Source organism: Microbacterium candidum (assembly GCF_030315975.1).
In the GTDB taxonomy this organism is placed as follows: domain Bacteria; phylum Actinomycetota; class Actinomycetes; order Actinomycetales; family Microbacteriaceae; genus Microbacterium; species Microbacterium candidum.
On record NZ_JASXSZ010000006.1, the window covers coordinates 70,485 to 84,265 of the forward strand.

Here is a 13,781-nt window from a genome sequence, read left to right on the forward strand (position 1 = left end):
GGCGATGACGGCGGCCGTGGCACAATGCCGCCATGAGAACACGGTTCACCGACCTGGTCGGTTGCAAGCTGCCTCTGCAGTTGGCCGCTCTCGGCGGGGTCGGAACCGAGGAGCTGGCGCAGGCCGTCGCGGCCGCCGGCGGCCTGGGCATGCTCCCTATGGGACTCGGTCTTCCGTCCCATCCCGCGGGCACGCTGGGCATGGGGTTCCTGCTGCCCTACCTGCCGACGTTCGAGGGCATAGCCGAGCGGACGCGCGGAGCTCGCGTGGTCGAATTCTTCTGGGGCGAGCCCGTGGCGGCGGGCGTGGCGGCAGGGCACGAGGCGGGCGCGCTGGTCTCATGGCAGGTCGGCTCCGCTTCGGAGGCCGCGCTGGCGGAGCAGGCGGGGTGTGACTTCGTGGTGATCCAGGGGATCGAGGCCGGCGGCCATGTCCGCGGAGCGGGTCCGCTGGACGAACTTCTTCGCAACACTCTGGCGAACGTGAGCATCCCCGTCGTCGCGGCAGGTGGCATCGGTACGCCTAAGCGAGTCCGGGAGCTGATCGACGCCGGCGCGGATGCAGTGCGCATCGGCACGCGATTCCTGGGCGCGCGTGAAGCGGGAGTTCATCCGGAATATCTGGCGGCGCTGATCGCTCGAACGGCCGGCGACACCGTGCTCACCGACTATTTCGATGACGACGGCGATTGGCCCGCAACCGTGCGCGTCGTCAGGACCTCGCTCGAGGGCGCTCGGTCCGCGGGCAACCGGAGCACGATGCCGGCCGCCAGCGGGTCCGACCGGCCCGGGGTGATGCCGTGGTACGCGGGCCTCTCGATCGATCACGTGCATCGGGTTCAGTCCGCGGCCGAGATCGTCGCCGAGCTGACCGCGTTGCTGGACTGAAGCCCGCCGGGTTCGGCGCAGCCCACCGTCACGACCACGGGTCCATCCCGGGAGGCCTCGTCGTCGCTCTTCGCGAGGGTGTAGACGAGCCGAGAGGCGTGACGAACCGCGGAGTAGCCGGCTCGGGGGGCCGCCTCTCCGCGGGCGAGGTCGCGCTCGATCGAGGATGCTGGACGGGTGACGTCCAGGCTCCTCCTCATCTCCGACACGCACATCCCGGACCGCGCGCGCCGGGTGCCCGATGCCGTGATTCGTGAGGCGGATGCGGCGGACCTCATCGTCCATGCCGGCGATTGGGTCGCGGCATCCGTGCTCGAAGAGCTCCAGCGGCACTGCGAGGTGCTTGGCGTGTACGGCAACAACGACGGTGACGACCTCCGCGCGGTGCTGCCCGAGGTCGCGCGGCGCACCATCGAGGGGCTCAGATTCGCTGTCGTGCACGAGACGGGCGACGCGAAGTCGCGGGAGCGGCGCATGGACCTGGCCTTCCCCGATGCGGACGTGCTCGTGTTCGGGCACAGCCACATCCCGTGGGACACCGTGACGCCCAGCGGTCTTCGCCTGCTCAACCCGGGCTCGCCGACGGACCGCCGCAGGCAGCCGCGGCACACGATGATGACGGTCGTCGTCGAGACAGACGGGCGGCTCGAGGTCGAGTTGCTGCCGGTCGAGTGACCCGGCGTGTAGCGGCGGGGGCGCGCTGTGCCACGGTGGCGATCCACCAGTCGATCTCAGGGGGTCGTCACTGGTTCGTAGCGTTGCAGTTGCGTGACACACTCTCAGGCGCGACGTGGACCGTGACCGAAGTGTCGGCTGAGCAGACGTACCCGCTGCGTCGGGAGCTTCTCCGCCGTGATCGCGCGGACCTTGGCCTGCACATGCCGGATGACGACGTGCCGGGGGCGTTCCATCTCGCCGTGCGGAGCGAGGCGGGATCGATCCTGGGCGTTGCCAGCGTCACACCGTCCGTCCCTGAGTTCCCGGCCGCCAGCACTCGGTGGCAGGCGTCGCCTACAGCGACGTCGTGTTGCGCCTCGGCGCCGACGCCGCATAGGGCGCTCTCGCGCACCGAGTGGCCGGAGGCCGCTGCCGCGGTCCCGGCCACCTTCACCGCTCGTCGGTGTCTAGCCGTTCCCAGCGGGCTGGAGCAGGCCCAGCAGGCCGTTCGACTCGCCGTTCGGCCCCGCGCTGAACCACACGGACTCAGTGCCACCGGCAACCTGGGTGCCGACGATCAGGCCCCAGAGCCCGTCGATGACCAGCGGTCCTCCAGACATACCGCGGAGAACTCCGAGGACCGCGCCGGTCTGCGGGTCGAACACGTGGATCCGCCCGTCGCCGAAGTTCCCGACGAGCAGGTCGCCGCCGAACTGGCCGAAACTCGCGGGTGCGAGGGTCATGCCCCAGGGCGAGTTGAGCACGCCGTGAGTCGCGAACCGTTTCACGAAGTCGCCGCCCGTCGTGTAGACGTCGATGAACCCGTGCGCCGGCCCTGCAACGTCGTCGTGGAGCGCCGCGTCCTGCTGGGCGTACGTCACGAACACCTGGCCGTTGATCTCGGCCACGTTGAACGGCGCGTAGCCGGCGGGCAGGCCCGGGTCGTGGAACATCGACGGCGTCGACACGAGGGTCCACGACGAGTTCCAGGCGTCGATCCGGTTGGCGCGGAAGTTCGTCGCGAGCAGCAGCGGTCCGGTCGGGCTCTGCACCAGAGCCAGGCCCTTGAAGACCGAGTCGGGCATCTGCCCGCCGACCTGGGTGGCTGCGGCACCACCGGCCCATGCGGAGATGAAGCCGTCCTCGCCGGCGAAGATGAACCGTGCCGGTGTGGGGGTGGTGGTCCCGGGTACGTCGAACCCCAGCGTGGTGTTGAACACCTGGCCTGTTGGAGCACCGCCCGGGATGGCGACGGAGCGCACCTTGGTCACCGAGTTGCCTCCGGTGCCCGCCGTGTAGAGCGTCGTTTGATCGGATCCGTTGTCCGAGACCCATACCGGCGTGTTGGGCCCGTGAGACAAGCCCCAGCCGTTCACGAGCGCTGGATCCGTGAGCGCCGCGACTCCTGGTTGATTGGACACGAGGTTGATCTGTTGAAATGTGCCCGTTCCGGCCGCGTTCGCCGGTCCGGCGACCGCCACGGCCAATGCCAGCGCTAGGCCGGCGGCTCCGACGATGGTTCTTTTGGCAACCATGACATTGCGCCTCCTCGAGATGCGGCCTGCAACGGCGCAGGCCCGTCTTCACTCACACGAGGTGGAGCCCGCCAGGGTTCACGCTGTGGCGGATCTTCGACGGAGAAGAGCGGCACGACGCCGGCAGGTCGCGTCAACCCCTCGCAGGGCGAAAGTCGGGACGACGCGATCTCCATCCGCCCGGGTACCTCGGTCCCGCCTCGCGTCTTAGGCTGAGCGCGTGGGGAATGACGCTGAGCGTTGGTTCTCGAGGAAGACGGCCGGCAGGGATGCGGTCGCCGGGCTGGTGCTCGGTGTCACGAGCGTCCCGGATGGGCTGGCGTTCGGTGTTCTCGCGGGGGTGAACCCGCTGGCGGGCCTGTATGGCTATCTGTTCGGCATGGTCGGCGCGGCAGTGTTCACGAGCAGCGCGTATATGGCGGTGCAGGCGACCGGCGCGATGGCCCTCATCGTGGCGGATGCGGGGCTGGAGACGCGCCCCGACCCGGACCGCGCGCTGTACACCCTGTCGATGATGGTCGGGACCCTGATGATCATCGCCGGCCTGTTGCGCGCCGGCAAGCTCGTCCGGTTCGTGCCGACCGCGGTCATGACGGGGTTCATCTCCGCGGTCGGCGTGAACATCGTGCTGGGCCAGCTGGGGAACCTGACCGGCTACGACGCGCACGGCGCCAACCGCATCCTGCGCACCTTCGACCTGCTGTTCCATATTGCGGACTGGAGTCTTCCGGCCGTCGTCGTCGGCGCGATCACGATCTTGACGATCGTGGTGCTCGAGCGCACTCGGGTCGGAAGCCTGGGGCTCGTGGTCGCCGTCGTGCTCGGTTCGGTCGTCGCGGCGCTGCTGAACCTGTGGGTCGGGCGGCAGGTCGAGGTCCTGAACGACATCGTCGTCGTCCCGCCGGCTCTGCCGGCCCCGGTGCTCCCATCGCCGAACGATGTGCCGTACCTCCTGCTCCCTGCGGTGTCATTGTCGTTCGTCGGGATGGTGCAGGGCGCAGGGGTGTCGGCTGGCATCCCCACCCCGGACGGGCGGCCGGCCGAAGCCTCACGCGACATCCTCGGCCAGGGCGCCGGCAACATCGTGTCCGGGCTGTTCCGCGGGATGCCGGTCGGCGGATCGATGTCGGCATCCGCTCTTGTCGTCCAGGCAGGCGCGAAGACCCGAATGTCGCTGATCTACGCCGGGATCGCGATGGCCCTCACCATCCTGATCGGAGCGGCAGCCGTCGGTCATGTGGCGATGCCGGCGCTCGCGGCGCTGCTCGTCGTCGTCGGCATCGGATCGGTCAAACCCAGCCGTGTGTATTCGGTGATCAAAAGCGGGCTGCTGCAGACCACGACGATGATCGTGACGTTCCTCCTGACCCTGCTCATCCCGCTGCAGTTCGCGGTGCTCGTCGGCGCGGGCCTCGGCATCGTGCTGTTCGTCGCGAAGCAGTCGAACCGGGTGCTCGTGCGCCGCGTGATGATCGCCGACGACGGACACGTGCGCGAGACGGAGGCGCCCGCCACCGTCGGCGGGGGCGAGATCGTCATACTGCAGCCATACGGCAGCCTCTTCTTCGCGAGCGCCCCGATCGTGGAAGGGCAGTTCCCCGAGGTGACACCGGAGTCGAAGGGCAGTGTGGTGATCGTCCGGCTGCGTGGCACCGACGACATCGGCCTCGCGATCATCGAGGTGCTGCGCCGCCTGCACTCCGCGCTGGCCGGCGCCGGCTCGACGCTCAAGCTCGTCGTCAGCGAGAAGCGCGTGTACGACCACCTCATCTCAAGCGGTCTCGCCGCCGATATCGGCGAACGGAACCTTTACCGCGGCACCGAATGGGTCGGCAGGACACTGCGCGTGGCATACGCGGACGCGGGCAAAGAAGTCAGCGCGACGTGATTCCGCCCGCGTCGCGCGAAGACGGGCGCGAAGGTCATGAGCGACCTACTCGAATGCCGGAGCATCCCCATCGGAATCCAGTCGACGCTTGATTCCGCGCCGTGACAACACGAGACCGCGCAACCAGGCAGGCCGATCATCCCTGTCGATGAAGACGGCCTTCAGCACGATCGTCACAGGCACGGCCAGGATCGCACCCGCGGGGCCGAGTATCCACGCCTTTTCTCACCTGAGGAGGAATCCACGGCGAGAACTCGAGGCAACCGTATCTCCGCTGTCGGCCGGTCACTACCCACTAGTCGGAGTACCTCGACATACGGCGCCGAACTCCGTGCGGGTAGCCGTACGGGTATGGCAGATTGTCGGATCGGGGCGCATAATCTACTGCGCAAGACGATTGCCTGGCATCCGGCTCGAAAGTGCATGGTGTCGAGTCGGCGTGCACTCTCAGGATCGAGGGTTGTCAGTGTGGGCCGTAATCGGTGAGATTCTGCCGATGGCCGTCGGGATTGCAATCAGTCCCATTCCGATCATCGCCACAATCCTGCTGTTGTTGTCGCCGCGCGCGGGGCGCACGAGTACGGCGTTCCTGCTCGGGTGGATCCTCGGGATCACGATCAGCGTGGTGGTCTTCACCCTCCTCGGCGCCGTCATCCCGGTCGCGGATCCCAGCGCGTCCCAGCCGATCGCCGGGACGATCAGGATCGTGCTCGGTGTCGTCCTGCTGCTCCTCGCCGTCAGGCAATGGCGCTCACGGCCCAAGGGCGACGAACCGGCGACGTTGCCCGCCTGGCTGAGCGCGATCGACTCGCTCACGGTCGGCCGGGCCATCGTCCTGGCCTTCCTGTTCGTGGCGATCAACCCGAAGAACATCGTGCTCGCCTCGGGCGCGGGGATCACTATCGGCGCTGCCGAGCTGACGATCGCTGCGACCGTGATCGCCATCGTCGTCTTCGTGATCATCTCGGCCGCGTCCGTCGCCATTCCGGTCATCGGCTACTTCGTCGCACGAGACGCGATGAGCGGTCCGCTCGATTCGCTGCGCGAGTGGCTCGTGCGGAACAACGCCACCATCATGGCCGTCCTGCTCCTCGTGATCGGTGTCGTGCTGATCGGAGAAGGACTTCAGAGTTTCTGAGAACGGCTGCTCGAATTTCCGGCTGTTCATTCCCACAAGATCGCCAGACAAAGGAGAGTGCGATGGGAAATCCGTATGACGTGGAACGCTCTTGGCCCGACTATTTCCTGGAGCATCGGCGGCTGACCGTCGAACAGCAGGGCACCTATCAATGCGGTGACCTGCCGGTATGGACGATCTACTGCCCGGACGGCCTCATCGGCGACTGCATCGTCTTCGATGCACCCGAGGGTCTCATCCTCTACGACGTCGGCATGAGCCATGAAGCGGGCGAGTTCATCGCAAAGGAGATCAAGAAGATCTCGGACAAGCCGATCAAGGCGGTGTTCTACTCCCACCACCACACGGACCACTACAACGGGGCAGCTGCGATCGTGGATCCGGCCGCCGTCGCCGCCGGCGAGGTCGACATCTACGCCTGGTCGAACTTCCTCGAGGAAATGGCCAACGAGTTCGGCGAGATCCTGCAACGGCAGTCCATGGGTGCCGGGTACTTCGGCGGCGCCTTCCTCGCCCCCGAAGAGATGCATCATCACGGCATCGGGCTGATTCGCCCAGGTGCGGGGGCGTACATACCGCCGACGAAGTTCTTCTCGGAGGACACCACCCTGACCGTGGCGGGCCTGGAACTGACCGCGTTCTATACAGGCGGTGAGGCGATCAGCGAGTTCGGCCTCCACGTGCCGGAGTACGACTTGATCGCGATCGCCGACGAGTTCTTCACCGGCATCCCGAACCTGCACAGCATCCGAGGTTCCAAGCCGCGCATTCCGGACAACTACATCGCCGCGTTGAAAAGGGTCCTCGAGGTGCGGCCCGAGTGGCTGGTCGGCTCTCACCTCCGACCGATTCAGGGCAAGGACGAGATCGCGGGCCACGTGAGCAAGTACATCGACGCGACGAAGTATCTGTGGGATCAGTCGATCCGGCTCATCAACAAGGGCTACACGCCGGTCGAACTGCAGCACGCGCTGAAGGATCTGCCCGAGGAGATGTGGGACCCGCCCTACACGGTGCCCATGTACGGGACCCCCATCACCTCCGTCCCGGAGTTCTTCACGGGGTGGGTGAGCTGGTTCTCCGGTGACTCCGCGGACCTGTTCCCGTCCCAGCCGGCTGTAAAGGCCGCGCGCTTCACCGAGCTCATGGGGGGCGTCGACAAGGTCCTGGATGCGGCGAAAGCCGACCATGCTGCCGGCGAGCACCAGCTTGCGGCCGAACTCGCCCAGATCGCCCTGCGCGCCGACCCTGAGAATGAGGACGCGCGCCTGGTGAAGGCAGCGGCATTGCGAGCTCTCGGCTATCAGCAGATCAACCCCATCGCACGATCGTGGTACCTCACCGGTGCCCTCGAACTCGAAGGGACGGTGGATCCCGCCCAGATCCTCGGCGCGTTCGCACAGGTCTTCGCGGTCGAGTTGCCGGTCGCCGAGGTGGTCAGCCGCTGGCGGTACCAATTGGATGCGGAGAAGGCGAAAGGAGTCAACCTGGCTGTCGGGATCCGTCCCGCCGACGGGGGCAAGGAACTCACCGTTCGCATCCGCAACCGAGTGCTTCACGTCGAGGACGGGCTGGCGCCCGACGCGGCGGTCGTTGTCGAGGCCACGCCTGCGCAGGTCAACGGGAAAGGAGACCCCACGGTGGTCTTGGGGGATGCGGCGGCGTGGGCCCAGCTCCAGGGACTGCTGGACAGGGAATTGACCCCCTTCCACATGCACATGCGGTGAGACGCCATGGACGACTACTTGTGGGTCCTGAAAGACTCAGAACGGGATCTCCTCCGAGAGATCGAGTCGACGCGCATGGAGCGGCTGGATGAGGATGAGCTTCTCAGCCTGCACAAACGGATCCGCCGGGCACGCAATAAGCACGTCACGAACTATCGCCGGAAAGCCGCCCGGACGGTGGTCGATATGGGTTCGCGCGGTGCCGCGCATCCCAAGGGCAGCAAAGATCGCCTCCGTGCTGAGGCCTTCGAGGAAGCGCTCGCCCGAGTCTCCGAGCGGCTCGCCGCGCTTGCGCACGAGCACGCCGAGCAACTCAAGAACGAACGGCTTGCCCGTGCTCAGGCCGGGAAGGAAACCGGTCCGGACAGCGCCCCCATCTCCGGCGGCAAAGTCTCCGGCGCCGGGGTGACGCGAGAACACAGAAAGACCAGCGGAGGAAAGAAGCGCGACGCATCCAGCCGGGCTCAAGGCGCGCGCCGCCAGGCCGAACGCGACTCGAGGTAGACGAAGTGGCGGAGGATGGGGGATTCGAACTTTCGTAATACTAATTGCCTTTGCCCCGTTTTACCGCGGAATTCCGCGGTTTTCGAGAGTTCGCTCGGTGGCTCACCTGCACGAAAATACGCCAATCTACACGGCGTGTCGCGCCTAACTGTGCCAGTAGATGTGTCACCTGTGGCGAGGTCGCCTGAGCGGCTCGCGCTCTGGCCTCGGCCCGTTTGAGGAGTGCCTTCGGCATCGCGTCGAATTCGGTGCCGAGTCGGCCCGCGCGCAGCGGGCAGCAATTGTGGCGGCGATGACGAGCGTCGACGACGACGGCGGCGACGAGCGAAGACGGCGGCGACGAGCGCGACGACGACGATTGCGATGACGAGCGCGGCGATGACGAGCGTCGCCACGGCGATGGCCACCACTGCGACATCGACGGAGGCGCGCGTGTCTGCGGATCCTTGATTGCTTCGGCCACGACGCGCTGCTTCATGAGGTGGGGAGCTATCGGCGCCGATCGATTTCCGTAGCCTGCGGTGGCCGAGTGGTTAAGTTACTGAGAGTGAGTATACGACTGGTGTATACTCACTCTCAGTAAGGGAGATTCCATGGTCACCGACATCGACATTGTCCGGACGATCGAGCGCGCCCCACTGCGGACTGCGCGGTACGTGGACCTTCGCGCACTCGGCACCAACGTATGGCGGAACGTTGACCGACTCGTCGAACGGGGGGCCGCTACTCGCCTTGCTCATGGCGTCTACACGGTGCCTCCGGATGGCCGCGACGGCCGAACGTGGCGTCCCACCATCGAAGCGGCGGGCCTCGCGGTTGCCACCGCGCGTTTCGGGAACCGCCGCGTGGTCCTCATGGGGCTCGGTGCTGCGCGCCATTGGGCGGCCATTCCTCGTGCGATCGGCGTCACGACGGTGGCGGTTCCCGAGGCAGGCCGGCCGCCGGTCGAATTGGACCGAGGCGGCCGCGTCTACATGATCCCCCGCGACATCGGACGCCTCGACGCGGTTCTCGAACGGACCGAGCTGGGGCCGGCACTCGTCACCACCCCGGCGCAGACGCTCTATGACCTGACCATGAAGCCTGCTCAGGGCGGGATGCCCGACGAGGCGGCCGCAGCTGTTCGCAACTTGCGGGCCCAGGTTCGACCCGAGGATCTCAATGCGATCGTGAATGTGCACGGCCGCGCGAACGCGCAACTTCGGACGATGCTGAACGAGATGAGCGAGGAGGTGCTGCATGGCGCAGCGGGATGAAGCCAACCGCATGCCCGCGAGATCACAATCGGCGCCGGTTCCTGGTGTGCTCGACCCCGATGAACAGATCGCCGTGGAGCAGCTGTTCGGTGTGGCAGCAGAGCAGGTCATCCGCGATCACGTCATCTCGCACGCACTCGCCGCCATCGCGAGCGTCGGCACCGACGACGTCGTGTTCTTCGGCGGCACCGCTCTCGCGCGCACTCATCTCGTCGACGTCCGGCTCTCGGAGGACATCGACCTTATCGCGCGCAGTGACCGCGCCGAGCTCGGCGACAGGATCGAAGCCGCGATCATCGACCGATTCCGGCGCACGTTCGGAGCGGTCATCTTCACTCCTCGGATCCGGGAGGCCAGACATCCCGATCCATCGGTCATGCAGGTCGGTGCCACGCGCGTCCAGATCCAGCTGCTCGCGTCCAACGGATATCCCGACTGGCCGACGGAGATCGTAGACATCGAGCAGCGCTACAGCGATGCCCCGCCCGCGAAGCTACGGGTGCTCACGCCGTCGGCGTTCGTGGCATCGAAGTTGTCGTCCTGGCACGATCGTGCAGCGCCTCGTGACCTCTACGATCTCTGGGCGCTCGCGCAGGCCGGAAAGATCGATGCTGCCGCCGAGAAGGTGTTCGGCAGATACGGGCCGTACACGAGTGCGTCGAAGATCTCGTTCACCCGCTTACCGACGGATGCCGAATGGCAAGATTCCCTCGGGCACCAATGCATCCCAGCGGTGACAGCTACCGAGGCCGCCACTGCCGTCCGTGAGGTGCTCGCCAAGCTCTGAGCGGACAACCGCAAAGTTGCCACGTCGGAGGGTAAATCAACTCTAGGATCCCTAACGTTGATCGGCTCCCGCCATCGGAGCGGCTCGCTTGCTCAGGGCTTGCCGACTCAGTCCCGACCACGACGAGAGCAGTGCCCACGATACGTCGGCCGAGCGCAACGCGCCCACCAACTCATCTCGCTCATTCAGCAGCGTGTGCTCGGCGCGATGCAACTTCGCGAGCTGACGGGAGATGTCGCTAAGCCGACGAAGTCCATCCTCACGGCCGCCCCAGAAGACCTCGAGCTCGCGTGACGCCGTATATGTTCTCTCAGCCTCACGCTTGGCCGCGGCGCGTTCGCGAGCAACGGTCACCGCGGCGTCGTTCGCCTCGCGCTGCCGTCGATAAATGTCCTCGCGGCGGACCTTTGCCTTCGAATACCTTCCTCGGACCATGCAACCCGGTTTACACCGGATCCCAGACATTGCAGGGGATCGGGGGAGTGTCACTTCAAAGTGCCTGCGTGCATTGCATTCGTCGTCTGTTGGACGAGGCTCACGGTCCCTGCTTCTCGAGTCGATCTCGCGTTGTCGGAGCCAACGCTCATTCGCATCGGCCACTAGGTCGATGAACGACCGTCTATCCGGATCGCGACCACACACGCGCGCACCCGATTACGCGCGCCGGCCCGGCCGCCCGAGGGCCGTCGGCTATTTGCTGACGAGGACGTCCGAGATACGGTCGAGGGCACCGGGTACGAGCGCGAAGTAGGCCCACGTGCCCCGCTTGCTGCGCGTAAGGAACCCCGCCTCGGTGAGCACCTTGAGGTGGTGCGACACCGTCGGCTGGCTGAGGCCGACCGGCTCGATGAGGTCGCACACGCAGGCCTCGGCGCCCTCGGAGGCCGCGACGATGGAGAGCAGTCGCAGCCGGGTCGGGTCGGCGAGGGCCTTCATTGTGTGCGCGAGCCGCTCGGCATCCTCCGGCGACAGCGTCTCTCGGACGAGCGGAGCACAGCACGTCGCTGTGACATCGGTGACCTCGAGCTCGATCATGCATCGATAATAGTCGATATTGACATCTGTCGATATAGGGCGGAGACTGCCATATCGAAGATCATCGATATATGGAGGACGCCATGACCTTGCTCGACCTCACCCCACGTGTCGCCACCAGCGACCGGCTGGACACGCTGCCGGTCGCGATCATCGGAGCCGGCCCGATCGGGCTGGCTGCCGCAGCGAACCTCGCAGAGCGAGGCATCGACTTCATGGTGCTCGAGGCCGGAGATGAGATCGCGGCCAGCGTGCGAGCGTGGGGTCACACGCGTCTGTTCTCCCCGTGGAAGCATCTCGTCGACCCGGCATCCCGGCGCCTGCTGGAAGCGACCGGATGGGAGCTGCCATCGCCTGATCGCGCGCCGACGGGCCACGAGTTGATCGACGACTACGTCCTCCCGTTGTCGCGGCTCGAGCAGATCGCGTCGCGGACCCGACTCGGCGTCGAGGTTCTCGGCGTCACCCGGGAGGGCATGGACCGTACCCGCACCCGCGGGCGGGCGGCGACCCCCTTCGCGCTCCGCACGCGTGAGGGTGACAACGTTGAGGACCTGACGGCCCGAGCCGTCATCGATGCATCCGGCACCTACCTATCACCCAACTCGCTGTCCTCGAACGGGCTCGGACTCCTGGGCTTCGACGAGATCTCGGATGCCGTGACCCACGCGCTCCCCGACGTACTCGGTCGGGACCGCGCCACCTTCGCCGGCCGGCACACCACTGTCGTGGGCGCTGGTCACTCCGCGGCCAACACCCTGCTCGCACTCGCAAAGCTCGCTCGAGAGGAACCGGGCACCACCGCCACCTGGCTGATCCGCAACACCAAGGCCGTGCGCGTGTCGTCCTCGGAGAATGACGAGCTCATCGACCGGGCAGCTCTCGGCAGCAGGACCGAGCGTGCCGTTGCCACCGGTCAGATCGACCTCGTCGACGGATTCGAGATCATCCGCGCACGCCGCACCGGTGACCGCGTCGAACTCGTCGGCCACCGCCGCGGTGAGGTTGTCACGCATACGACGGACGTCGTCGTCAACGCGACCGGGTTCCGGCCGAACCTCGACATGCTCCGCGAGATCCGCCTCGAGCTGGATGACATCGTCGAAGCGCCCAAGCGGCTCGCGCCGCTGATCGACCCGAACGTGCACTCGTGCGGCACGGTCGAGCCGCACGGGTTCCGGGAGCTGACCCAACCGGAGCAGGGGTTCTTCATCGTGGGCATGAAGTCCTACGGCCGGGCCCCGACATTCCTGCTCGCGACCGGGTACGAGCAGGTCCGCTCGGTGACAGCGTGGCTGGCGGGCGACGTGGCGTCGGCGTCGAACGTCGAGCTCGTGCTGCCCGCGACCGGCGTGTGCTCGACGAGCGATGCTGGCGGCTCGAGCTGCTGCTCGTGACGACGATTCGCGCGATGACGCCGGCAGACTGGCCGGCGGTCGAGGCGATCCACGCGCAGGGCATCGAGGATGGGGAGGCGACCTTCGTGGTCGCCACCCCGGCCTGGGACGCGTTCGACGCCGGCAAGATCGCGGCTGCTCGCCTGGTTGCGGTCGACCTTGGAGATGCCGTCGTGGGCCGGACCGCAGCGGATCGCCCGCTCAGGGCTCGGCCCGCATGCCGGCCAGTGGCGCGATACCGTCCTCATCGAACGGCGCAGCATCGTCAATGGCGTCGACTACGAACACGGACTCACGAGAGAAAGCGACTCCACGAATGACCGACAAGCCCACCGTCCTGTTCGTGTGCGTGCACAACGCGGGCCGCTCGCAGATGGCCGCCGGCTTCCTCCGCGCGTTCGCGGGGGACCGCGTCGAGGTGCTCTCGGCGGGGTCCGAGCCGAAAGACGAGATCAACCCGATCGCGATCCAGGCGATGGCCGAGGAAGGCATCGACATCGCCGGAAACACGCCGAAGGTCCTCACGGTGGATGCCGTCCGCGAATCGGACGTCGTCATCACGATGGGATGCGGCGATGCTTGCCCGATCTTCCCCGGCAAGCGGTACGAGGACTGGGTGCTCGACGACCCGGCCGGCCAGTCGATCGAGGCTGTCCGCCCGATTCGCGACGAGATCCGCGCACGGGTCGAGGAGCTGCTTGCCGAGTTGATCATGGCCCACGCGGCCAGCTGAGCCGGGGCAGAGGCAGAGGCAGAGGCAGAACGAGCTTTCAACGGCTCCGATTTCCGCTCAGCCGTGCCAGTACGCGTGTCACGCCACTTTCAGTGGGGTCGCGATCCCAGTGGTTTCTAGGCGAAACGGTGGCGGAGGATGGGGGATTCGAACCCCCGAGGGCTTGCACCCAACACGCTTTCCAAGCGTGCGCCATAGGCCACTAGGCGAATCCTCCGGGCGGCCCCGGAGGGCCGT

General features: G+C 66.7%; 12 protein-coding genes and 1 tRNA gene. 10 read left to right on the forward strand and 3 right to left on the reverse strand.

Annotated features, from left to right (window positions below; translation table 11 throughout):
• Positions 1-32: 32 nt before the first annotated feature.
• The gene (locus QSV35_RS16770; RefSeq protein WP_286289972.1) at positions 33-887 is read left to right on the forward strand and encodes an NAD(P)H-dependent flavin oxidoreductase; all 855 of its coding nucleotides are present in this window, start codon (positions 33-35) and stop codon (positions 885-887) included.
• Positions 888-1,064: 177 nt separating this feature from the next.
• The gene (locus QSV35_RS16775) at positions 1,065-1,562 is read left to right on the forward strand and encodes a metallophosphoesterase family protein (protein WP_286289973.1); all 498 of its coding nucleotides are present in this window, start codon (positions 1,065-1,067) and stop codon (positions 1,560-1,562) included.
• Between the two features lie 449 nt (positions 1,563-2,011).
• Here the strand turns inward: QSV35_RS16775 and QSV35_RS16780 are convergent, their stop codons facing one another.
• Positions 2,012-3,079 carry a TIGR03118 family protein gene (locus QSV35_RS16780; protein WP_286289974.1) on the reverse strand — a complete coding sequence of 356 codons (1,068 nt, stop codon included), beginning with the start codon at positions 3,077-3,079 and terminating at the stop codon, positions 2,012-2,014.
• Between the two features lie 220 nt (positions 3,080-3,299).
• Between QSV35_RS16780 and QSV35_RS16785 the strand changes: the two genes are divergently transcribed.
• The 6 genes from QSV35_RS16785 to QSV35_RS16810 all read left to right on the forward strand — a co-directional run bounded on the left by QSV35_RS16785 (position 3,300) and on the right by QSV35_RS16810 (position 10,379).
• Positions 3,300-4,967: a SulP family inorganic anion transporter gene (locus tag QSV35_RS16785; protein ID WP_286289975.1), complete on the forward strand. Its 1,668-nt coding sequence runs from the start codon at positions 3,300-3,302 to the stop codon at positions 4,965-4,967.
• A gap of 496 nt (positions 4,968-5,463) precedes the next feature.
• Positions 5,464-6,105 (forward strand): GAP family protein, encoded by a 642-nt coding sequence (locus QSV35_RS16790; protein ID WP_286289976.1) that lies wholly within the window; start codon positions 5,464-5,466, stop codon positions 6,103-6,105.
• Positions 6,015-7,832, forward strand: coding sequence for an alkyl sulfatase dimerization domain-containing protein (locus QSV35_RS16795; RefSeq protein WP_286289977.1), 1,818 nt, complete (start codon positions 6,015-6,017; stop codon positions 7,830-7,832). Before QSV35_RS16790 ends, QSV35_RS16795 begins: the two co-directional genes overlap by 91 nt.
• A gap of 6 nt (positions 7,833-7,838) precedes the next feature.
• Complete coding sequence (locus QSV35_RS16800) at positions 7,839-8,336, forward strand: hypothetical protein (protein ID WP_286289978.1); 498 nt, start codon at positions 7,839-7,841, stop codon at positions 8,334-8,336.
• Positions 8,337-8,929: 593 nt separating this feature from the next.
• A complete protein-coding gene (locus QSV35_RS16805; protein WP_286289979.1) occupies positions 8,930-9,592 on the forward strand; it encodes a hypothetical protein in 663 nt (220 codons plus the stop codon).
• Complete coding sequence (locus tag QSV35_RS16810) at positions 9,576-10,379, forward strand: nucleotidyl transferase AbiEii/AbiGii toxin family protein (RefSeq protein WP_286289980.1); 804 nt, start codon at positions 9,576-9,578, stop codon at positions 10,377-10,379. The genes QSV35_RS16805 and QSV35_RS16810 overlap by 17 nt, the downstream gene beginning before the upstream one ends.
• A 690-nt stretch (positions 10,380-11,069) precedes the next feature.
• Here QSV35_RS16810 and QSV35_RS16815 read toward each other — a convergent pair.
• A complete protein-coding gene (locus tag QSV35_RS16815; protein ID WP_286289981.1) occupies positions 11,070-11,414 on the reverse strand; it encodes an ArsR/SmtB family transcription factor in 345 nt (114 codons plus the stop codon).
• A gap of 83 nt (positions 11,415-11,497) precedes the next feature.
• On the opposite strand from QSV35_RS16815, the gene QSV35_RS16820 reads away from it, so the two are divergent.
• Complete coding sequence (locus QSV35_RS16820) at positions 11,498-12,811, forward strand: FAD-dependent oxidoreductase (RefSeq protein WP_286289982.1); 1,314 nt, start codon at positions 11,498-11,500, stop codon at positions 12,809-12,811.
• Positions 12,812-13,127: 316 nt separating this feature from the next.
• A complete protein-coding gene (locus QSV35_RS16825) occupies positions 13,128-13,544 on the forward strand; it encodes an arsenate reductase ArsC (RefSeq protein WP_286289983.1) in 417 nt (138 codons plus the stop codon).
• Between the two features lie 129 nt (positions 13,545-13,673).
• Here QSV35_RS16825 and QSV35_RS16830 read toward each other — a convergent pair.
• Positions 13,674-13,761 (reverse strand) — tRNA-Ser (locus tag QSV35_RS16830).
• Between the last annotated feature and the right edge of the window lie 20 nt (positions 13,762-13,781).

Excerpts from the sequence above, each read along its gene's own strand:
- QSV35_RS16770 (WP_286289972.1), top strand. The coding sequence starts at position 33 with ATGAGAACACGGTTCACCGACCTGGTCGGTTGCAAGCTGCCTCTGCAG.
- QSV35_RS16780 (WP_286289974.1), bottom strand. The coding sequence starts at position 3,079 with ATGGTTGCCAAAAGAACCATCGTCGGAGCCGCCGGCCTAGCGCTGGCA.
- QSV35_RS16790 (WP_286289976.1), top strand. The coding sequence starts at position 5,464 with ATGGCCGTCGGGATTGCAATCAGTCCCATTCCGATCATCGCCACAATC.
- QSV35_RS16800 (WP_286289978.1), top strand. The coding sequence starts at position 7,839 with ATGGACGACTACTTGTGGGTCCTGAAAGACTCAGAACGGGATCTCCTC.
- QSV35_RS16805 (WP_286289979.1), top strand. The coding sequence starts at position 8,930 with ATGGTCACCGACATCGACATTGTCCGGACGATCGAGCGCGCCCCACTG.
- QSV35_RS16810 (WP_286289980.1), top strand. The coding sequence starts at position 9,576 with ATGGCGCAGCGGGATGAAGCCAACCGCATGCCCGCGAGATCACAATCG.
- QSV35_RS16815 (WP_286289981.1), bottom strand. The coding sequence starts at position 11,414 with ATGATCGAGCTCGAGGTCACCGATGTCACAGCGACGTGCTGTGCTCCG.
- QSV35_RS16820 (WP_286289982.1), top strand. The coding sequence starts at position 11,498 with ATGACCTTGCTCGACCTCACCCCACGTGTCGCCACCAGCGACCGGCTG.
- QSV35_RS16825 (WP_286289983.1), top strand. The coding sequence starts at position 13,128 with ATGACCGACAAGCCCACCGTCCTGTTCGTGTGCGTGCACAACGCGGGC.